The 19,471-nt window shown below is 53.9% G+C and carries 18 protein-coding genes, 2 tRNA genes and 1 rRNA gene; 6 read left to right on the forward strand and 15 right to left on the reverse strand.

Features of this window, described 5'->3' with window-relative positions; translation table 11 throughout:
- Positions 1-103: 103 nt before the first annotated feature.
- Entirely contained in the window at positions 104-433 is a 330-nt protein-coding gene (trxA, locus tag HX778_RS14770) for a thioredoxin TrxA (RefSeq protein ID WP_038476936.1), read from the reverse strand.
- Between the two features lie 131 nt (positions 434-564).
- On the opposite strand from trxA, the gene rhlB reads away from it, so the two are divergent.
- Together rhlB and gppA are read left to right on the forward strand one after the other, a co-directional pair.
- The gene (gene rhlB / locus HX778_RS14775; RefSeq protein ID WP_038476939.1) at positions 565-1,833 is read left to right on the forward strand and encodes an ATP-dependent RNA helicase RhlB; all 1,269 of its coding nucleotides are present in this window, start codon (positions 565-567) and stop codon (positions 1,831-1,833) included.
- A gap of 6 nt (positions 1,834-1,839) precedes the next feature.
- A complete protein-coding gene (gene gppA / locus HX778_RS14780; RefSeq protein WP_038476942.1) occupies positions 1,840-3,324 on the forward strand; it encodes a guanosine-5'-triphosphate,3'-diphosphate diphosphatase in 1,485 nt (494 codons plus the stop codon).
- Between the two features lies 1 nt (position 3,325).
- Here the strand turns inward: gppA and rep are convergent, their stop codons facing one another.
- On the reverse strand, positions 3,326-5,347 hold the full coding sequence (gene rep / locus HX778_RS14785; protein ID WP_038476945.1) for a DNA helicase Rep: 2,022 nt from the start codon (positions 5,345-5,347) through the stop codon (positions 3,326-3,328).
- Positions 5,348-5,430: 83 nt separating this feature from the next.
- Between rep and ppiC the strand changes: the two genes are divergently transcribed.
- On the forward strand, positions 5,431-5,712 hold the full coding sequence (gene ppiC / locus HX778_RS14790; protein WP_008455569.1) for a peptidylprolyl isomerase PpiC: 282 nt from the start codon (positions 5,431-5,433) through the stop codon (positions 5,710-5,712).
- 35 nt (positions 5,713-5,747) lie between these two features.
- Here the strand turns inward: ppiC and HX778_RS14795 are convergent, their stop codons facing one another.
- The 3 genes from HX778_RS14795 to ilvC form a co-directional block, all read right to left on the reverse strand.
- Entirely contained in the window at positions 5,748-6,125 is a 378-nt protein-coding gene (locus HX778_RS14795) for a DUF1360 domain-containing protein (RefSeq protein WP_176982424.1), read from the reverse strand.
- Positions 6,122-6,562 (reverse strand): Rrf2 family transcriptional regulator, encoded by a 441-nt coding sequence (locus HX778_RS14800; RefSeq protein WP_176982425.1) that lies wholly within the window; start codon positions 6,560-6,562, stop codon positions 6,122-6,124. Before HX778_RS14800 ends, HX778_RS14795 begins: the two co-directional genes overlap by 4 nt.
- 89 nt (positions 6,563-6,651) lie before the next feature.
- Positions 6,652-8,127, reverse strand: a complete 1,476-nt coding sequence (gene ilvC / locus HX778_RS14805; protein ID WP_038476954.1) for a ketol-acid reductoisomerase — start codon at positions 8,125-8,127, stop codon at positions 6,652-6,654.
- Between the two features lie 165 nt (positions 8,128-8,292).
- Here ilvC and ilvY point away from each other — a divergent pair, with 165 nt between their 5' ends.
- On the forward strand, positions 8,293-9,186 hold the full coding sequence (ilvY, locus tag HX778_RS14810) for an HTH-type transcriptional activator IlvY (RefSeq protein ID WP_176982430.1): 894 nt from the start codon (positions 8,293-8,295) through the stop codon (positions 9,184-9,186).
- Here ilvY and ilvA read toward each other — a convergent pair.
- The 6 genes from ilvA to ilvL form a co-directional block, all read right to left on the reverse strand.
- On the reverse strand, positions 9,183-10,727 hold the full coding sequence (gene ilvA / locus HX778_RS14815) for a threonine ammonia-lyase, biosynthetic (protein ID WP_176982426.1): 1,545 nt from the start codon (positions 10,725-10,727) through the stop codon (positions 9,183-9,185). The two genes, ilvY and ilvA, sit on opposite strands and share 4 nt — an antisense overlap.
- A 2-nt stretch (positions 10,728-10,729) precedes the next feature.
- Complete coding sequence (ilvD, locus tag HX778_RS14820; RefSeq protein WP_176982427.1) at positions 10,730-12,580, reverse strand: dihydroxy-acid dehydratase; 1,851 nt, start codon at positions 12,578-12,580, stop codon at positions 10,730-10,732.
- 74 nt (positions 12,581-12,654) lie between these two features.
- Positions 12,655-13,584 carry a branched-chain amino acid transaminase gene (locus HX778_RS14825; protein WP_038476963.1) on the reverse strand — a complete coding sequence of 310 codons (930 nt, stop codon included), beginning with the start codon at positions 13,582-13,584 and terminating at the stop codon, positions 12,655-12,657.
- A 19-nt stretch (positions 13,585-13,603) separates the two neighbouring features.
- Complete coding sequence (gene ilvM / locus HX778_RS14830; protein WP_016538957.1) at positions 13,604-13,861, reverse strand: acetolactate synthase 2 small subunit; 258 nt, start codon at positions 13,859-13,861, stop codon at positions 13,604-13,606.
- Positions 13,858-15,504, reverse strand: coding sequence for an acetolactate synthase 2 catalytic subunit (ilvG, locus tag HX778_RS14835; RefSeq protein WP_176982428.1), 1,647 nt, complete (start codon positions 15,502-15,504; stop codon positions 13,858-13,860). The genes ilvM and ilvG overlap by 4 nt, the downstream gene beginning before the upstream one ends.
- A 140-nt stretch (positions 15,505-15,644) precedes the next feature.
- Positions 15,645-15,743: an ilv operon leader peptide gene (ilvL, locus tag HX778_RS14840; protein WP_071530467.1), complete on the reverse strand. Its 99-nt coding sequence runs from the start codon at positions 15,741-15,743 to the stop codon at positions 15,645-15,647.
- Positions 15,744-16,095: 352 nt separating this feature from the next.
- On the opposite strand from ilvL, the gene HX778_RS14845 reads away from it, so the two are divergent.
- On the forward strand, positions 16,096-17,616 hold the full coding sequence (locus tag HX778_RS14845; protein ID WP_176982429.1) for a YifB family Mg chelatase-like AAA ATPase: 1,521 nt from the start codon (positions 16,096-16,098) through the stop codon (positions 17,614-17,616).
- 24 nt (positions 17,617-17,640) lie between these two features.
- Here the strand turns inward: HX778_RS14845 and HX778_RS14850 are convergent, their stop codons facing one another.
- Positions 17,641-17,979 carry a DUF413 domain-containing protein gene (locus HX778_RS14850; RefSeq protein ID WP_038476973.1) on the reverse strand — a complete coding sequence of 113 codons (339 nt, stop codon included), beginning with the start codon at positions 17,977-17,979 and terminating at the stop codon, positions 17,641-17,643.
- 119 nt (positions 17,980-18,098) lie between these two features.
- On the opposite strand from HX778_RS14850, the gene hdfR reads away from it, so the two are divergent.
- Complete coding sequence (gene hdfR / locus HX778_RS14855) at positions 18,099-18,923, forward strand: HTH-type transcriptional regulator HdfR (protein ID WP_038476975.1); 825 nt, start codon at positions 18,099-18,101, stop codon at positions 18,921-18,923.
- An 81-nt stretch (positions 18,924-19,004) separates the two neighbouring features.
- Here hdfR and HX778_RS14860 read toward each other — a convergent pair.
- From HX778_RS14860 to rrf, 3 genes are all read right to left on the reverse strand, one after another.
- A tRNA-Trp gene (locus HX778_RS14860) sits at positions 19,005-19,080 on the reverse strand.
- Between the two features lie 51 nt (positions 19,081-19,131).
- Positions 19,132-19,208 (reverse strand) — tRNA-Asp (locus HX778_RS14865).
- 54 nt (positions 19,209-19,262) lie between these two features.
- Positions 19,263-19,378: ribosomal RNA gene (rrf, locus tag HX778_RS14870) — 5S ribosomal RNA — on the reverse strand.
- Between the last annotated feature and the right edge of the window lie 93 nt (positions 19,379-19,471).

The raw sequence follows: 19,471 nt of genomic DNA on the forward strand, positions 1-19,471 counted from the left end.
CCCGCTTATTCGCACCTTCCATAGGTAACTTAGCATGTGTGATGCCGGGCGTCCAGCAGCTCGCAAAAAAATGCAAGTGTGGCACGCGCCGGCTGAGATTCCATTATGCCAGATTAGCGTCGAGGAACTCTTTTAACTGACCTTTAGACAGCGCACCCACTTTGGTCGCCGCGACTTCGCCGTTTTTGAACAGCAGCAGGGTTGGGATACCGCGGATGCCGTATTTAGGCGCAGTGCCCGGGTTCTGGTCGATGTTCAGCTTAGCTACGGTGATTTTGCCCTGATATTCATCAGCGATCTCGTCAAGAATCGGGGCGATCATTTTGCATGGACCACACCATTCTGCCCAGAAATCAACCAGAATCAACCCTTCAGCTTTAAGCACGTCCGTGTCGAAACTGCCGTCAGTCAGGTGAATAATTTTATCGCTCATGTTCTACTCCGCAGGATTGTGTCTACCTTGTTGGTGTAGCATTAACCAACTTGGGGTGACTTTATTTCACCCGGTTTATTTCAACGGATGTGCTTTCGTAAAGCAATAGTAAACTGATATTCTACCACACTATGAGCAAAACACATTTGACCGAAAAGAAGTTTTCCGACTTCGCCCTGCACCCTAAGGTGATTGAAGCCCTTGAAAATAAAGGGTTCCATAACTGCACCCCAATTCAGGCACTGGCACTTCCGCTGACTCTGGCGAATCGTGACGTTGCAGGGCAGGCGCAAACCGGTACAGGCAAAACGATGGCGTTTCTGACGTCCACGTTCCATTATTTACTTTCTCACCCGGTTCCTGAGAACCGCCAGGTGAATCAGCCGCGCGCTTTGATTATGGCGCCAACCCGCGAGTTAGCGGTACAGATTCACTCGGATGCAGAACCGCTAGCGCAGGCAACAGGCCTGAAGCTTGGCCTTGCCTACGGCGGCGACGGCTATGATAAACAGCTGAAAGTGCTGGAAAGCGGCGTAGATATTTTGATTGGCACCACCGGTCGTTTGATCGATTACGCCAAACAAAACCACATTAACTTAGGTGCCATTCAGGTTGTGGTACTGGATGAAGCCGACCGCATGTATGACCTCGGCTTCATTAAAGACATTCGCTGGCTGTTCCGCCGCATGCCGCCGGTCACCCAACGTCTGAACATGCTGTTCTCTGCGACCCTTTCCTACCGCGTGCGTGAGCTTGCTTTCGAGCAGATGAACAATGCGGAATATGTAGAAGTTGAACCGGAACAGAGAACCGGCCACCGTATTAAAGAAGAGCTTTTCTACCCTTCTAACGAAGAGAAAATGCGTCTGCTGCAAACGCTTATCGAAGAAGAATGGCCAGACCGCGCCATCATCTTCGCAAACACCAAACACCGCTGTGAAGATATTTGGGGTCATCTGGCCGCTGATGGTCATCGCGTTGGGCTGTTAACGGGTGATGTCGCACAGAAGAAACGCCTGCGTATCCTGGAAGAGTTTACCCGTGGCGATCTGGATATTCTGGTTGCAACCGACGTTGCGGCTCGCGGCCTGCATATTCCGGCTGTAACCCACGTCTTTAACTACGATCTGCCTGATGATTGCGAAGATTACGTTCACCGTATTGGCCGTACAGGCCGTGCCGGGGCAAGCGGTCACTCGATCAGCCTCGCCTGTGAAGATTACGCGCTGAACTTATCGGCGATCGAAACCTATATTGGCCACTCAATTCCGGTGAGCAAATATAACCCTGAAGCATTGTTAAATGAGTTCCCACCGCCAAAACGCCTGACCCGTAGCCGCCCAGGCAACGGTCCACGCCGCGGTGGTGCTCCTCGTGGTAATCGTCGTCGCGCAGGTTAAAAATCTATGCTTAGCACCACCTCACTCTATGCAGCAATTGATCTCGGTTCTAACAGTTTTCATATGTTGGTTGTGCGTGAGGTGGCGGGAAGCATACAAACCCTAACCCGCATTAAGCGAAAAGTTCGCCTCGCTGCTGGCCTAAACAGCGAGAGCGTACTCTCCCCGGAAGCAATGGAGCGCGGCTGGCAATGCCTGCGTTTATTTGCTGAACGCCTTCAGGATATTCCTCAGAACCAAATTCGCGTTGTGGCTACAGCCACGCTGCGCCTCGCCGTCAATGCCGATGTTTTTCTGCAAAAAGCCCAGCAAATCCTCGGCTGCCCGGTGCAGGTTATTCGCGGTGAAGAAGAAGCCCGCCTGATTTATCAGGGCGTCGCCCACACAACCGGCGGAGACGATCGACGTCTGGTGGTGGATATTGGGGGGGCGAGTACCGAGCTGGTGACCGGCACCGGCGCACAAACCACCTCATTATTCAGCCTTTCAATGGGTTGCGTCACCTGGCTGGAGCGTTTCTTCAGCGACAGAAATCTCGCTCAGGAAAACTTTGCTGCGGCAGAGGCTGCAGCAGCAGAAGTCCTCAGCCCGGTGATTAACGAGCTGAAAAGCCACGGCTGGAAAATCTGTGTCGGTGCTTCGGGTACCGTGCAGGCGCTGCAGGAAATCATGATGGCGCAGGGGATGGACGAACGTATCACCCTCGCAAAACTCCAGCAATTAAAACAGCGCGCTATTCAGTGTGGCCGCCTGGAAGAGCTGGAAATTGAAGGCCTCACGCTGGAACGTGCGCTGGTTTTCCCAAGCGGTCTTGCCATTCTAATCGCCATATTCGAACAGCTCGGCATTGAATGTATGACGCTTGCCGGCGGTGCGCTGCGTGAGGGATTGGTCTACGGCATGTTGCATCTTGCGGTTGACCAGGAGATTCGCCAGAGGACGCTGCGCAACGTTCAGCGCCGCTTTATGGTGGACACCAGCCAGGCCGCTCGCGTGGAACAACTGGCACAGAATTTTGCAACACAAATAGCGGAGCCGTGGGGGCTTGACCCGCTTAGCCAGCAGATGCTGGCGAGCAGCGCTCTGCTGCATGAAATTGGGTTGAGCATTGACTTCAAGCATGCGCCGCAGCATGCGGCCTATCTGGTAAAAAATCTGGATTTGCCGGGCTACACGCCAGCGCAGAAAAAGTTGCTGGCAACGCTGCTGCTCAACCAGACCAACCCTGTCGATCTCTCTTCCCTGCACCAGCAAAACGCGGTGCCGCCGCGTGTGGCAGAAAGGCTTTGCCGCCTGTTACGCCTGGCAATTATTTTTGCAAACCGCCGCCGGGACGACATTCTTCCCGTGATTAAGCTGCAGGCGGACGGTGAAACTCTGCATCTGGAATTACCGGAGACCTGGCTGGCCTGCCACCCGCTAGGTGCCGAGCTGCTGGAACAGGAAAAACTCTGGCAGAGTTACGTTCACTGGCCGCTAAGCGTCAACTGAACTAGTTTTTACGTGCTTTTGCCAGCATTTCGCGGATGTTGGCCACATTACTCTGCCCTTTTTGCATCCGCTCTTCGGCAGAAACCACCTTCCGCTCGGTTTCCCAGCTTAAATCATCCTGCGGCAACTCCAGCAGGAACCGGCTAGGTTCAGGCCGCACCAGCTCGCCGTACTGGCGACGCTCCCGGCAAAGCGTGAACGTCAGCTCTTTCTGAGCTCGGGTGATCCCTACATACGCCAGACGGCGTTCTTCATCCACGTTATCTTCGTCGATGCTGCTTTGGTGTGGCAGGATCCCTTCTTCCATGCCGACGAGGTAGACATAAGGGAACTCCAGCCCCTTAGAAGCATGCAGGGTCATCAGCTGAACCTGATCGGCCTCTTCCTCGCTTTCCCCGCGCTCCATCATGTCGCGCAGCGTAAAGCGCGTCACCACCTGCGTTAAGGTCATCGGCTCATCCAGATCGCTGCCTTCAAGCATTTCCGTCATCCAGCTAAAGAGCTGATTAACGTTTTTCATGCGCATTTCCGCAGCTTTCGGGCTGGGTGACGTTTCGTAAAGCCAGCTTTCATAGTCGATGCCGTGGATAAGGTCACGTACCGCAGCCACCGGCTCACGCTCAGCAAGCGTTGCCACGTCCCGCAGCCAGTGGGTAAAACGCTGCAGTGAGTCAAGGCCGCGCCCGCTAAGCGTCTGGCTTAACCCCATATCGAAGCTGGCGGTAAACAAACCTTTATTGCGCTGCATCGCCCACTCGCCAAGCTTTTGCAGCGTTGCCGGGCCAATCTCGCGCTTGGGCGTGTTCACTATGCGCAGAAAGGCACTGTCGTCATCCGGATTCGTCAACACGCGCAGGTAGGCAAGCAGATCTTTGATTTCCGGGCGGGAGAAGAAAGATGTGCCGCCGGAGATACGATACGGGATGCGGTTTTGCATCAGCATCTTTTCGAACACTCGCGACTGGTGGTTACCGCGATACAGAATGGCGTAATCTTTGTAGTTGGTTTTATTGATAAAATGGTGAGCAATAAGCTCCCCGGTGACGCGTTCGGCCTCATGCTCTTCATGATTCGCCGTAACCACTTTTAATTCCGCACCGTGCTCCAGCTCGGAGAAAAGACGTTTCTCAAAAACGTGCGGGTTGTTGGCAATCAGAATGTTTGCCGCATTCAAAATACGACGGGATGAGCGGTAGTTCTGCTCGAGCTTAATCACCTGCAGCGCCGGAAAATCTTTGCTCAGCAGCACCAGATTCTGCGGATTCGCCCCACGCCACGAATAGATAGACTGGTCATCGTCGCCTACAACGGTAAAACGCGCCCGCGCACCAACAAGCAGTTTCACCAGTTCGTACTGGCTGGTGTTGGTATCCTGGTATTCATCCACCAGCAGATAGCGGATGCGGTTTTGCCAGCGTTCGCGAACCTCAGCATTGCGCTGCAGCAGGAGCGTTGGCAGCAAAATAAGATCGTCAAAGTCCAGTACATTACAGGACTTAAGGTGCGTATCGTAAAGGCCATAGCAATGAGCAAAAATACGATCCCGCTCGCCCTTCGCCTGCGCGGCGGCCTGAGCCGGAGACAGCAAACCGTTCTTCCAGTTAGAAATCGTCGAAATCAGCTGCTGGAGAAGCACTTTGTCGTTTTCCAGCAGCCCCTCGGTTAGCTCTTTTAACAACGCGGTCTGATCGGTATCGTCGAACAGCGAAAAATTAGATTTCATCCCTAGCGCCGCGTACTCGCGCTTGATGATTTCCAGCCCCAGCGTGTGGAATGTAGAAATCATCAGCCCACGCGCTTCTTTACGTCCCAGCGTTTGCGAGACGCGCTCTTTCATTTCGCGGGCGGCCTTATTGGTAAAAGTTACCGCCGCAATCTGGCGCGCCTGATAGCCACTTTCGCGGATCAGATGTGCAATTTTATTGGTGATTACGCGCGTTTTACCCGAACCAGCCCCGGCCAATACCAGGCAGGGTCCGGTGACAAATTCGACGGCTTGTTGTTGGCCAGGGTTTAAACGCATATGGTCACTCAATGAAAGTCAGGAGGGGACAAAAACAGCGTGGTAGTATAGCGAGCGTAATCAACATGACTCAAGGCACTATCATGGCAAAAACCGCAGCAGCACTGCATATCCTTGTAAAGGAAGAAAAACTGGCTCTGGACCTTCTGGAGCAGCTGAAAAACGGCGGCGACTTCGAGAAACTGGCGAAGAAGCACTCTACCTGCCCGTCCGGCAAAAAAGGCGGCCACTTAGGTGAATTCCGCCAGGGCCAGATGGTTCCTGCATTTGATAAAGTGGTGTTCTCCTGCCCGCTGCTGGAGCCTTACGGCCCGCTGCATACCCAGTTCGGCTACCACATCATCAAAGTGCTGTACCGCAACTGAGTTTAAGGCCGGGTTCCCGGCCTTTTCTTTACTTTTTATTTCGTCGACTGCAAAGTTTGCTGAGCTTCATGCTTCAGCAAATGCGTGCCGACCGCCATCTGGAACACTTTAAAAATAATGCCGTTCACGAAGGTGGTTAGCGTGAGGGTAATAAACGCCGTCATTATCCAGTCAATCACCGGCATCCCGCTGTGCAGCAAATACGGGCGGTAAATCAGCATACCGGCAAACACCACCCAATGGCTCAGGCAATAGAAACACTGGAAGAGATGGCCCAGCATCGCGTTCTTTTTCACCGTCCAGCGGCGTAAACCGGCAAACAGTTCCGTTTGCGTAATGGTCATCGAAATACTGGCTGCGGCCAGCGCGATCATCAGACAGACCGGCAGGTCGGTAGTTAAAGTAGAAATCATTCCTCGTGCCCCTTTTCGTTGAAATAGCTAATAAATTCGCTGCCTATATCCTGCAACGTCAGGCTCTTAAAGCGTGCCAGCACCAGCTCTTCGGCCGCAGCAAAGGTATCGGACATCACTCGGTTTACCCCCTGCTCCACCAGACACTGCGGGTTTTCATTGCGATTACCTAGCGCAAACAGGCCGGGTGAACCCAGCGCCAGATAGATATCCAGCAGCGTGACCTCGCTGGCAGGGCGGCAAAGCTTCCAGCCGCCGTGGTGGCCTTTAGTCGAGCAGACGATTTTGTTCTCGCGCAGGCCGGCAAGCACTTTACGAATAAACGCCGGATTGCCGTCAATAAAGGCGGCCATTTGTTCCGAGGTTAGCGGTTTGTCCATCTGCTCCAGGTGAAGCAGAATGTGCAGCGTAGCTGAGAAGGAGTTATTTGTTTTCATGTAACTTACGATATTACATAAAATGAGAGGCGGCAAGACGACGGGCACAAAAAAAGGCGCCTGAGCGCCTTTTTCGTATTACTAAATAATTAGCCAGCAACAGCAATGCGTTTCATATCAGTCATATAGCCACGCAGTTTCTTGCCCACTTTTTCAATTTCATGATGACGAATCGCTTCGTTAACGTCACGCAGCTGGGCGTTGTCTACCGCGGCTGCCGGGATCTCTTTACCCAGGTCGCCCGGTTGCAGAGTGGTCATGAACTCTTTCAGCAGCGGAACGGCGGCATACGAGAACAGGTAGTTACCGTATTCGGCGGTATCAGAGATAACCACGTTCATTTCGTACAGGCGCTTACGTGCAATGGTGTTAGCAATCAGCGGCAGCTCGTGCAGGGACTCGTAGTATGCAGACTCTTCGATGATGCCGGCATCAACCATGGTTTCGAAGGCCAGCTCAACGCCCGCTTTCACCATCGCAATCATTAACACGCCTTTATCGAAGTACTCCTGCTCGGAGATCTTGCCTTCAAACTGCGGTGCGGTTTCGAAAGCAGTCTGGCCGGTCTCTTCGCGCCAGGTATGCAGTTTCTTATCATCATTCGCCCAGTCAGCCATCATGCCGGAAGAGAATTCACCGGAGATGATGTCATCCATATGCTTCTGGAACAGTGGAGCCATGATGGTTTTCAGCTGCTCGGACAGCGTGTAAGCACGGATTTTTGCCGGGTTGGACAGGCGATCCATCATCAGCGTAATACCGCCCTGCTTCAGCGCTTCGGTGATAGTTTCCCAGCCGAACTGAATCAGTTTCTCAGCATATGCAGCATCGGTACCTTCCGCTACCAGCTTGTCGAAGCACAGCAGAGAACCCGCCTGCAGCATACCGCACAGGATAGTCTGCTCGCCCATCAGGTCAGATTTCACTTCAGCAACGAAGGAAGACTCCAGCACGCCCGCACGGTGGCCGCCGGTTGCCGCAGCCCAGGCTTTGGCGATTGCCATGCCTTCGCCTTTTGGATCGTTTTCAGGGTGAACGGCGATAAGGGTCGGCACGCCGAAACCACGCTTATATTCTTCACGCACTTCGGTGCCAGGACACTTCGGTGCAACCATCACAACGGTAATGTCTTTACGGATAGTTTCACCCACTTCTACCACGTTGAAGCCGTGGGAGTAGCCCAGCGCTGCGCCGTCTTTCATCATCGGCTGTACGGCCTGAACAACGGAGGAGTGCTGTTTGTCTGGCGTCAGGTTCACAACCAGGTCTGCCTGAGGGATCAGCTCTTCATAGGTGCCGACTTTGAAGCCGTTTTCGGTAGCTTTACGCCAGGAAGCACGCTTCTCAGCGATAGCTTCAGCACGCAGGGCGTAGGAAACATCCAGCCCGGAGTCACGCATGTTCAGGCCCTGGTTAAGGCCCTGAGCGCCGCAGCCGACGATGACGACTTTTTTACCTTTGAGGTAGCTTGCTTCATCGGCGAATTCTTCGCGCCCCATGAAGCGACATTTACCCAACTGCGCTAACTGCTGACGCAGGTTCAAAGTGTTGAAATAATTAGCCATCGTAGAACTCCGTATGTGTCGTGTTGTGCTTATTGTAAGGGCTCTGCAGCCGTGTCGTGCTGCGAAGAATGAACCCACTATATGACAGGAAATGCGTTGCTGAAATTGATATATTAACAACGTCGCGTTGCAATTATTGCAATGCAAAAACGAGGCCTGATGACCATGGATTTACGCGATCTGAAAACCTTTCTGCACCTGGCCGAAAGCCGCCATTTCGGGCGTAGCGCGCGAGCCATGCACGTCAGCCCTTCCACGCTTTCGCGCCAGATCCAGCGGCTTGAAGACGACCTTGGGCAGCCTCTTTTTTTACGTGATAACCGCACCGTAACGCTGACAGAAGCGGGCGATCAACTCCGCCAGTTTGCCCAGCACACGTTGCTGCAATATCAGCAGATGCGCCACACGCTCGGCCAGCAGGGCCCTTCCCTGAGCGGAGAGCTGCATCTTTTCTGCTCGGTGACCGCCGCCTACAGTCATCTGCCGCCCATTCTTGACCGCTTCCGGGCCGAACATCCCTCCGTTGAAATTAAGCTGACCACGGGTGACGCCGCGGATGCGGTAGAAAAGGTCGACTCCAACGAAGCCGATCTCGCGATTGCCGGAAAGCCTGAATCCCTGCCGCCTGGCGTCGCGTTCTCGATGCTGGAAAATTTATCCGTTGCTTTAATCGCCCCCGCGCTGCCTTGCCCGGTGCGGGCGCAGGTGAGCCAGCCAGAGCCAGACTGGGCTAAGATTCCGTTTATCATGCCCGAGCAGGGGCCCGTTCGCCGCCGTATCGAGCTGTGGTTCCGTCGCCAGAAAATCAGTAATCCTGTGATTTACGCCACCGTCGCCGGGCATGAAGCGATGGTGTCGATGGTGGCGCTGGGGTGCGGGGTTGCGCTAATCCCGGAAATCGTGCTGGAAAACAGCCCCGAGCCGGTACGTAATCGCGTCCTGATCCTCGAACGTAACGATGAGAAAGCCCCGTTTGAACTGGGCGTTTGCGTACAAAAAAAGCGGCTCAATGAGCCGCTTATCAGCGCGTTCTGGAAGCTACTGCCCGGCAGCCACTAGCCCGCCAGGAAGAAACGAAACGCCGGGTTTTGAGTTTCGTCGTGGCATTCGTAGCCCAGCTCATTGAGTCGGGTTTCGAAGTCCGGCTCATTTTCGCCAAGCTCAAACGCCGCCAGCACTCGCCCGTAGTCGGTGCCATGGCTGCGGTAATGGAACAGTGAAATGTTCCAGTGCGTCCCCAACGTGCTTAGGAACTTCAGCAGTGCGCCCGGTGATTCCGGGAATTCGAAGCTGTACAGCCTTTCACGCAGCGGCTTAGAAGGCCGCCCGCCGACCATGTAGCGAACGTGCAGTTTCGCCATCTCATCGTCGGAGAGATCTACCACGCCGTAGCCACCCTCGCTCAGCTGAGCAATGATCTCTTTACGTTCTTCCAGACCACGAGTCAGGCGCACGCCGACAAAAATGCAGGCATTGTCAGAGCTGGCGTAGCGGTAGTTGAACTCGGTAACCGAGCGCCCGCCCAACAGCTGGCAAAACTTCAGGAAACTGCCTTTTTGCTCGGGAATGGTAACCGCAAGCAGCGCTTCCCGCTGCTCGCCCAGCTCACAGCGCTCGGAGACATAGCGCAATCCATGGAAATTCACGTTTGCACCAGACAGCACGTGCGCCAGACGTTCGCCGCGAATGTTGTGCTGCTGCACGTATTTTTTCATTCCTGCCAACGCCAGCGCGCCGGATGGCTCCGCAACGGCGCGGACGTCTTCGAACAAATCCTTCATCGCCGCGCAGATAGCATCGCTGTCCACGGTGATGATGTCGTCCAGGTATTCCTGGCAAACGCGGAACGTCTCGTCACCGATACGCTTAACCGCAACGCCTTCGGCAAACAGCCCTACACGCGGCAGCTCAACCGGCTTCCCGGCTTGCAGCGCCGCCTTCAGGCAGGCTGAATCTTCCGCTTCGACCGCGATCACTTTGATCTGCGGCATCAGCTGTTTGATCAGAACCGCTACGCCTGCCGCCAGGCCACCGCCGCCCACCGGGACGAATACGCGATCGATATGCGCATCCTGCTGGAGCAGCTCCAGCGCCAGCGTGCCCTGTCCGGCGATAACCGCCGGGTGGTCAAACGGAGGTACGTAGGTGAAGCCTTGCAGCTGCGAAAGTTCGACGGCTTTGGCTTTTGCCTCATCGAAATTCGCGCCGTGCAGCAAGACTTCGCCGCCAAAGGCTCGCACAGCGTCAACTTTAATATCCGCGGTGGCCACCGGCATAACGATCAGCGATTTAATGCCAAGCCGGGTGGACGAGAGCGCAACGCCCTGAGCGTGATTTCCCGCAGAAGCGGTGATTACGCCGCTGGCTTTTTGCTCGCTGTTCAGGCCAGCAATCATCGCGTAAGCGCCACGCAGCTTGAAGCTGTGTACGGGCTGACGGTCTTCACGCTTAACCAGAATGACGTTATCAAGGCGCGAAGAAAGCTTCTCCATTTTCTGCAACGGCGTTACCTGCGCAACTTCGTAAACCGGAGCACGCAGTACCGCACGCAGATATTCAGCCCCGCAGGGGGCGTCGGGTAGCGGTTGTGACTCAGCCATGGTTAGCCTCCAAGCTTGCTTTTGTCGCGCACAGCGCCTTTATCCGCACTGGTGGCAAGGCTCGCATAAGCACGCAGAGCGAAAGAAACCTGGCGTTCACGATTGCGAGGAGTCCATGCCGCTTCACCGCGAGCTTCCTGCGCTTCACGACGCGCCGCCATCTCCTGGTCGGTCAGCTGCAGCTGAATACCACGGTTAGGAATATCGATGGCAATCATGTCGCCATCTTCAATCAGGGCAATGTTGCCGCCGCTGGCTGCTTCCGGAGAAACGTGACCGATGGACAGGCCAGAAGTCCCGCCGGAGAAACGACCGTCGGTGACCAGCGCGCAGGCTTTACCCAGCCCCATCGATTTCAGGAAGGTTGTTGGGTAGAGCATTTCCTGCATGCCAGGCCCGCCTTTCGGCCCTTCGTAGCGGATAACAACCACATCACCCGCAACGACTTTACCGCCGAGGATGGCTTCTACCGCATCGTCCTGGCTTTCATAAACTTTGGCTGGACCGCGGAATACCAGGCTGCCTTCGTCTACGCCAGCCGTTTTAACAATGCAGCCATTTTCCGCAAAGTTGCCGTACAGAACGGCCAGACCACCGTCTTTGCTGTAAGCATTTTCCAGTGAGCGAATACAACCTTCAGCGCGATCGTCATCCAGCGTGTCCCAACGACAGTTCTGCGAGAAGGCCTGGGTAGTACGAATCCCAGCCGGGCCCGCACGGAACATCGTTTTCACCGCTTCGTCTTTGGTCAGCATCACATCGTATTGCTCAAGGGTCTGTGGCAGCGAAAGGCCAAGGACATTTTTTACCTCACGGTTCAGCAGCCCGGCGCGATCCAGCTCGCCGAGGATCCCCAGAACGCCGCCGGCACGGTGGACGTCTTCCATATGATATTTCTGGGTGCTTGGTGCGACTTTACACAGCTGAGGAACCTTGCGGGACAGCTGGTCAATATCGGTCATGGTGAAGTCGATTTCAGCTTCTTGCGCAGCAGCCAGCAGGTGCAGAACGGTGTTAGTGGAGCCGCCCATGGCGATATCCAGCGTCATGGCATTTTCGAACGCCGCTTTGCTGGCGATGTTGCGTGGCAGCGCGCTGGCATCGTCCTGTTCGTAATAACGTTTGGTCAGTTCGACAATGCGCTTACCGGCGTTCAGGAACAGCTCTTTACGATCGGCGTGGGTTGCCAGCAGCGAACCGTTGCCCGGCTGGGACAGGCCCAGCGCTTCGGTCAGGCAGTTCATGGAGTTGGCGGTAAACATCCCCGAACAGGAGCCGCAGGTCGGGCACGCAGAGCGTTCAACCTGCTCGCTTTGCTCGTCAGAAACTTTCGGGTCCGCGCCCTGAATCATCGCATCCACCAGATCGAGCTTGATGATCTGGTCAGAAAGTTTTGTTTTGCCGGCTTCCATCGGGCCACCGGAAACGAAGATCACCGGAATGTTCAGGCGTAGCGAGGCCATCAACATCCCTGGGGTGATTTTGTCGCAGTTAGAGATACAAACCATGGCATCGGCGCAGTGAGCGTTGACCATGTACTCAACCGAGTCGGCGATCAGCTCGCGGGACGGCAGTGAATAGAGCATGCCGCCGTGCCCCATGGCGATACCGTCATCCACCGCAATGGTATTGAACTCTTTCGCTACGCCGCCGGAGGCTTCGATTTGCTCGGCAACAAGTTTACCCAGATCGCGCAGGTGAACGTGACCCGGTACGAATTGGGTAAAGGAGTTTACGACCGCAATAATCGGTTTGCCGAAATCGGCGTCGGTCATCCCCGTTGCGCGCCACAGAGCGCGGGCACCCGCCATATTACGGCCGTGGGTTGTGGTGGCGGAACGATACTTAGGCATGCTTTATTTACTCCAGTCTGTCGGGTAGCAGGCGGTCAGTTGCCGCCCGCCTGATTATATTTTTTGTTTAAGACTTATGGATTTACCTGATCTAACCAGCCCCATTTGTCTTCGGTTTCGCCGGTGAACAGGCCAAAGAATGCCTGTTGAATACGTTTGGTGACCGGGCCACAGCGGCCTTCGCCCACCTGGATGCGGTCTACGCTGCGTACCGGGGTGATTTCCGCGGCGGTACCGGACATGAAGACTTCGTCGGCCAGATACAGAGATTCACGTGAGAGCACCTGTTCGCGCACTTCGATACCCAGGTCTTTTGCCAGTTTGATAATCGCGTCTCGGGTAATGCCCGGCAGCGCTGAAGAGGTGAATGGAGGGGTGTAAATTACGCCGTCTTTCACTTCAAACAGGTTTTCGCCCGCGCCTTCTGACAGGAAGCCGTTCACATCCAGCGCGATACCTTCCTGATAACCGTGGCGACGCGCTTCGCTACCGACAAGCAGGGAAGAAAGGTAGTTACCACCCGCTTTTGCTGCGGTTGGAATGGTGTTTGGTGCCGCACGGTTCCAGGAAGAGACCATTGCATCAATCCCCTGATCCAGCGCTTCAGCGCCCAGATAAGCGCCCCACGGGAAGGCCGCAATGATCACGTCAGTGGTGTATCCGTCCGGCGGGTTAACGCCCATGCCTACGTCGCCAACAAAGACCAGAGGGCGAATGTATGCGCTGGTGAGGTTATTTTTACGGATAACCGCACGGCAGGCTTCCATCAGTTCATCCACGCTTTGCGATACCGGGAAGCGATAGATTTTTGCTGAGTCACGCAAACGCTGCATGTGTTCGCGATGGCGGAACACCACTGGCCCTTTGTGCGAGTCGTAGCAACGGATACCTTCGAAGACCGAAGTACCGTAGTGCAGCGCGTGAGACATTACGTGTACTTTCGCTTCTCCCCACGGGGTCATCTCGCCATTGAACCAGATGTAATCAGCTTTCTTGGTCGTCATTGTTCTCTTCCTTTTGCGCTCAGGCGCGGATTTGTTGTGATGTTGGTTGCTGGATTTCAACGCAGGCGACGTCAACCAGCTTACTTAATTGGGTAAACAGTAATTCGACAGGGCGCAGACTCGCAACGGTCAATTCAATATTAATATTGTCGGTATTTCCCGCCGCGGCCATATTCATAGCGCAGATCTGAAAGCCACGATGGCGTACCACGCGTAAAACACGCTCTAACGTTTCCGGGCGAAAGCGAGCCTGCACTGCCAGCTGGTGCTGCATCATGATAATTTCTCCAACATTTGCGAGTTACTGGCACCTGGAGGTACCAACGGCCAGACGTTTTCGTACTCATCAATCGAGACGTGAAGCATGTACGGGCCGTCGCTGTTCAACAGGGCGTCTAACGCGGCTTCTACCTGGTCTTTGCGGGTGATGTGCTGACCAGGAATGCCGAAGGCACTGGCCAGCGTGAGGAAATCAGGGTTATCGGTCAGGGTGGTTTCGCTGTAGCGTTCTTCAAAAAACAGCTGCTGCCACTGCCTCACCATCCCCAGGCGTTGGTTATCCAGCAGCAGGATTTTGACCGGTAACTGCTTGCGCTTAATGGTGCCCAGTTCCTGAACATTCATCATGAAAGAGCCATCGCCAGACACGCAGATAACCGTATCTTCGCGTCTGGCAACCTGCGCCCCAACGGCGGCCGGTAAACCAAAGCCCATCGTGCCCAGGCCACTGGAAGTGATGAAGTTTTCCGGGCGAGTGAAGGTCATGTGCTGTGCGGTCCACATCTGATGCTGGCCTACGTCGGTGGTCACAACGGCTTCTGCTGATTTGCGCTCAGAGAGCTGCTTCAACAACAGCGGGGCATAGATAGCCTGGCCCGGATGGTCGTAGCGCCACTGGTGTTCTTCGTTCAGGGCCGCGATATGCTGCTGCCATGAAGCAATGTGCAACGGCTGTTGCAAGGCAGGTAAAAGCTGGTTCAGCGGCCCCTGCAACCCAACATGCGCCTGGCGCAGCTTACTCAGCTCCGCAGGATCGATATCCATGTGGATAACTTTGGCATGAGGCGCAAAGGTATTCAGCTTGCCGGTAACGCGATCGTCAAAGCGGGCGCCAACGGCCAACAGCAGATCGCATTCCTGAACGGCGAGGTTTGCCGCTTTGGTGCCGTGCATTCCCAGCATACCGGTATAAAACGGATGGTTAGCAGGCACAGCACCCAAGCCTTTCAGAGTGACCGTCGAAGGCATACCTGTCACGGAGATAAACTCACGGAGCGCCGGAACAGCCTGAGCTATGCCAACGCCACCGCCCACGTAAAGCATTGGCTTTTTGGCATGAGCGAGCATTTCGCGGGCTTGCTGCAGCCCGGCAAATGGCAGATCGGTCTCATCTTCAACGGCTGAAAGCCAGGCTTCAGGCTCACCAATTGCCAGCTGGATATCTTTTGGAATATCGACCAATACCGGGCCAGGGCGGCCTGAATGGGCAATCTCAAATGCCTCGGCAAGCACACGTGGCAATTCATCAAGGGATTCAACGAGGAAGCTGTGTTTAGTGCAGGCGAGTGACAGGCCCAGGACGTCAACTTCCTGGAAAGCATCGGTGCCTATCAGAGGAGCGGCCACCTGGCCGGTGATAGCCACAACGGGGACAGAATCTAACAGCGCATCAGCAAGACCGGTTAACAGATTGGTCGCGCCAGGACCGGAAGTCGCGATACAAACGCCGGTTTTGCCCGTAGAGCGAGCATAACCGATAGCCGCCATTGCCGCGCCTTGCTCATGGCGACACAGTAGATGTTCCACACCACCGTCGTACAAAGCATCGTACACCGGCATAATCGCGCCGCCAGGATAACCGAAAACTGTTTCAACACCCTGCGCTCGCAACGCATGTACTACCCACTGTGCACCATTCATAGTTAGTTCCCCGTCTCATTACCGGAGAAACAGCATTTTATTCTGCAACACATACTCTGCTCCTCGCTTTACATTCTTCAGTCAACAAAAAACCCCCGGACCTTTCGGTGCGGGGGTTCTTTTCGATTCAGGCTTGATTTTTAAGCCTTTCTCTCTCCAAGTGCAGCCCCGCACGGTGGGATAATAATCACCACCACGCTAATCACGACCAGGCTAATCACTCGTAGAAGGGCTGTCATTTTCTGTATGTTCTAACGTCTAGTTCGAAGTAATGCCTACAGAGTTATCACAGAGTTTACGTAAAGCACAATATTTTTTTATGACGAAAAGATCGCTGCAGAAATTAATTAGCATAAAAACTATTTAATTTCAGTGGATAACGAGAACGTGAAAATAATTCACAAAACTGGTCTGCTGAGACAATTTTCTACGTAATACCAGTAAAAAGTTATTGTTCTGCGATCGCCCTTGCAGGAACAGCTGTAAAAAAGAAAGTGTTCGAAAAAGTCAGGGAGATACTTCCCAGAGCATTAAAAGAACAATGTTTAATCATCCAGGAGGCCGGCAGAATAAAATTTTCACGGAGGAAAAATGTCACTGTCGGTTGTCTATACCAGAGCAGCGCTAGGCATTCATGCCCCGCAGGTTACGGTTGAAGTGCATATCAGCGCAGGCTTACCCGGCCTTACCCTGGTGGGCCTGCCAGAAACAACCGTTAGAGAAGCTCGCGACCGGGTCAGAAGCGCGCTGATCAACAGCGGCTACACTTTTCCGGCACGCAAAATCACCATAAACCTTGCGCCGGCCGATCTTCCCAAAGAAGGTGGGCGATACGATTTACCTATTGCCCTGGCGCTACTCGCAGCCTCTGAGCAGCTAAGCACATCAAGGCTGACACAGATAGAATTTATCGGTGAGCTCGCGTTAACAGGCGAATTACGTGGTGTTTCAGGCGCAATATCCTCAGCCATGGAGGCATTAAACAGAGGCCGGAAAGTCGTTGTTCCCGCAGAAAACGAGGATGAGGTAGGCCTGATAGCTAAACCGGGCTGTTTCGTCGCCACACACCTGACGGAAGTCTGTGCATGGCTGGAAGGGAAAAGCCAACTGCGTGCGCCTGTCAGTCCTGCATTATGGCAAGCCCATTACGCTGAAGACATGAACGAAATTATCGGGCAAAGCCAGGGAAAACGAGCACTAGAAATTGCTGCAGCCGGCGGGCATAACCTTTTGCTGATAGGCCCTCCGGGAACGGGGAAAACCATGCTGGCGAGCCGACTTAATACGCTTCTTCCTCCCTTGAACGATGCTGAAGCGCTACAGAGCGCAGCTATCCTGAGCCTGGTGCAATTATCTCACCTTCATCGCCACTGGCGTCAGCGGCCATTCAGAGCGCCTCACCATAGCGCCTCCTTAACCTCTGTCGTAGGGGGTGGGTCGATCCCACAGCCCGGGGAAATTTCATTAGCACACAATGGCGTATTATTTCTGGATGAGCTTCCGGAATTTGAGCGCCGGGTACTGGACTCGCTCAGGGAGCCAATTGAGTCCGGAGAAATTCATATCTCCCGTACTCGAGCCAAAATTACCTATCCAGCAGATTTTCAACTTATCGCAGCCATGAATCCCAGCCCGACCGGGCACTATGAAGGCAATCACAATCGCTCCACGCCACAGCAGACTCTTCGCTATATGAATCGCCTCTCAGGGCCTTTCCTCGATCGTTTTGACCTCTCAGTGGATATTCCGCTTCTCCCGGCAGGGATGCTCAGTAAGACAAGTAATAACGAAGAGAAGAGCGAGGTGATAAGAGCAAGGGTTAATGAAACACGTAACAGGCAGTTCTTAAGGCAGGATAAGCTTAATGCCCGGCTCAGCAACCATGAGATCCGCGAACACTGTGCGCTTGTTCAGGATGATGCGATTTGGCTGGAGGAAACGCTGTTGAAGCTGGGATTATCTGTCAGGGCATGGCAGCGTCTTTTGAAAGTCGCGCGTACCATCGCGGACTTACAGCATTGCGAGCAGATAACACGCACGCATCTCCAGGAGGCGCTCAGCTACCGTACCATCGATCGCCTGTTGCTGCATCTGCACAGGTTAACGGAATAAAAAATGGGGCTTTCGCCCCATTTTTTAATCATCGCTGTCGGTGTAGTCTTCAACGGTGTCCATCTGCGGTTTACCGCCGGACAGGGTATGAAAACGTTTTGGTCGTTTGATACGTGCCATGTACTTGCTCCAGACACGTTCCGCCTCCGTAGCAGGCTCACGTACACCGCGGCACACAGCAACAAACTGCACTTCTTCTTCAGTACCGGGTTCGCGCTTGCCGAGATCCAGCTCATTGAACGCAAAACCATGGCGTTCTAACAGCTGCGCCTCTTTGATGGTGAAATCACCATGGCGAGCAAACCCGCGCGGATAATGTTTATTGTCGAAAAACCGATTAGTCGTCGTAAAGCTTTCCGCCATCCTACACGCTCCTGATTTTCTTGGCCGAGCTATTTATGGCGCGGAGTATTAGTTACGCTTGACAGAGTGTAAAACAAAACATTTAAATCATAACGACAAATTATTTTTTGGAGTAAGGCGTGGACACCGAATTACTAAAAACCTTCCTGGAAGTTAGCAGAACACGGCATTTTGGTCGTGCTGCAGAAGCACTTTATTTGACGCAGTCTGCGGTAAGCTTCCGCATTCGGCAGCTCGAAAATCAGCTGGGCGTAAACCTTTTTACCCGCCACCGCAATAACATACGGCTGACAACTGCCGGGGAGCGCCTTCTGCCCTACGCGGAAAATCTGATGAATACATGGTTAGCGGCGAAAAAGGAGGTATCGCACACTTCTCAGCACAATCAGCTAACGCTTGGTGCCAGCGCATCGCTTTGGGAGAGCATGCTTTCTGAATGGTTAATTGCGCTTTATCAACAGCATAATGGCCTACAGTTCGAAGCACGAATTGCACAGCGCCAGTCACTGGTCAAACAGCTCCATGAACGCCAGCTGGATCTGTTGCTCACAACAGAAGCGCCCAAAATGGATGAGTTTTCCAGCCAGCTGCTGGGGTATTTCAGCATGGGGCTTTACGCTCCCTCGCAGGAAAGCCGTAAAGATTCACTCAACTATTTACGCATTGAATGGGGTGCGGATTTTCATCAGCACGAAGCCGGTCTCATCGGTAACGATGACATTCCCGTGTTAACCACCAGTTCGGCAAAAATAGCCTGCAAGCTGCTCTCTGAACTTAATGGTTGTACCTTCCTCCCGGTTGAATGGGCAAAGGAACAGTCCGGGATCTGGCCAGTAGCTGAGAGTGCTACGCTTTCCAGACCATTGTATGCCGTCTGGCTGCAAAACACTGATAAGCAAAATATTATTAAAGAGTTATTAAAGACACCATTAATGGCGCAGTAATGCGCTTTTAATAGCAAAGAACGTAAAGGAGAGGGGTATTTTGGACAAAAAAAATCCTTTGCATAAGCAAAGGATTATATATGGCAGGGGCGGAGAGACTCGAACTCGCGACACCCGGTTTTGGAGACCGGTGCTCTACCAACTGAGCTACGCCCCTAAATTTTTCTACTATTAAGCCTGCTTAATTAGCAGGCTTAATTTTAATAAGTGGCGGAACGGACGGGACTCGAACCCGCGACCCCCTGCGTGACAGGCAGGTATTCTAACCGACTGAACTACCGCTCCACCGAATTTTTCTACAACCACCGGTTTGTTGCCCCGGTTTACTGCTAATTTGATGCCTGGCAGTTCCCTACTCTCGCATGGGGAGACCCCACACTACCATCGGCGCTACGGCGTTTCACTTCTGAGTTCGGCATGGGGTCAGGTGGGACCACCGCGCTACGGCCGCCAGGCAAATTCTGTTATTGACCGTCATGCATCCGCATAACCATCAATCTAATCCTGAACTAAGCTGAAAATTTACTCTTCTCTCTAAATTCTCTCAA

Origin of the sequence: Cedecea sp. P7760, assembly GCF_013386425.1 — a bacterium.
Classification (GTDB): domain Bacteria; phylum Pseudomonadota; class Gammaproteobacteria; order Enterobacterales; family Enterobacteriaceae; genus Cedecea; species Cedecea selenatireducens.

Excerpts from the sequence above, each read along its gene's own strand:
- HX778_RS14845 (WP_176982429.1), top strand. The coding sequence starts at position 16,096 with ATGTCACTGTCGGTTGTCTATACCAGAGCAGCGCTAGGCATTCATGCC.
- HX778_RS14795 (WP_176982424.1), bottom strand. The coding sequence starts at position 6,125 with ATGATTTCTACTTTAACTACCGACCTGCCGGTCTGTCTGATGATCGCG.
- HX778_RS14800 (WP_176982425.1), bottom strand. The coding sequence starts at position 6,562 with ATGAAAACAAATAACTCCTTCTCAGCTACGCTGCACATTCTGCTTCAC.
- gppA (WP_038476942.1), top strand. The coding sequence starts at position 1,840 with ATGCTTAGCACCACCTCACTCTATGCAGCAATTGATCTCGGTTCTAAC.
- trxA (WP_038476936.1), bottom strand. The coding sequence starts at position 433 with ATGAGCGATAAAATTATTCACCTGACTGACGGCAGTTTCGACACGGAC.
- ilvG (WP_176982428.1), bottom strand. The coding sequence starts at position 15,504 with ATGAATGGTGCACAGTGGGTAGTACATGCGTTGCGAGCGCAGGGTGTT.
- ilvD (WP_176982427.1), bottom strand. The coding sequence starts at position 12,580 with ATGCCTAAGTATCGTTCCGCCACCACAACCCACGGCCGTAATATGGCG.
- rhlB (WP_038476939.1), top strand. The coding sequence starts at position 565 with ATGAGCAAAACACATTTGACCGAAAAGAAGTTTTCCGACTTCGCCCTG.
- ilvC (WP_038476954.1), bottom strand. The coding sequence starts at position 8,127 with ATGGCTAATTATTTCAACACTTTGAACCTGCGTCAGCAGTTAGCGCAG.
- HX778_RS14850 (WP_038476973.1), bottom strand. The coding sequence starts at position 17,979 with ATGGCGGAAAGCTTTACGACGACTAATCGGTTTTTCGACAATAAACAT.
- ilvA (WP_176982426.1), bottom strand. The coding sequence starts at position 10,727 with ATGGCTGAGTCACAACCGCTACCCGACGCCCCCTGCGGGGCTGAATAT.
- rep (WP_038476945.1), bottom strand. The coding sequence starts at position 5,347 with ATGCGTTTAAACCCTGGCCAACAACAAGCCGTCGAATTTGTCACCGGA.
- ppiC (WP_008455569.1), top strand. The coding sequence starts at position 5,431 with ATGGCAAAAACCGCAGCAGCACTGCATATCCTTGTAAAGGAAGAAAAA.
- ilvL (WP_071530467.1), bottom strand. The coding sequence starts at position 15,743 with ATGACAGCCCTTCTACGAGTGATTAGCCTGGTCGTGATTAGCGTGGTG.
- ilvM (WP_016538957.1), bottom strand. The coding sequence starts at position 13,861 with ATGATGCAGCACCAGCTGGCAGTGCAGGCTCGCTTTCGCCCGGAAACG.
- HX778_RS14825 (WP_038476963.1), bottom strand. The coding sequence starts at position 13,584 with ATGACGACCAAGAAAGCTGATTACATCTGGTTCAATGGCGAGATGACC.
- ilvY (WP_176982430.1), top strand. The coding sequence starts at position 8,293 with ATGGATTTACGCGATCTGAAAACCTTTCTGCACCTGGCCGAAAGCCGC.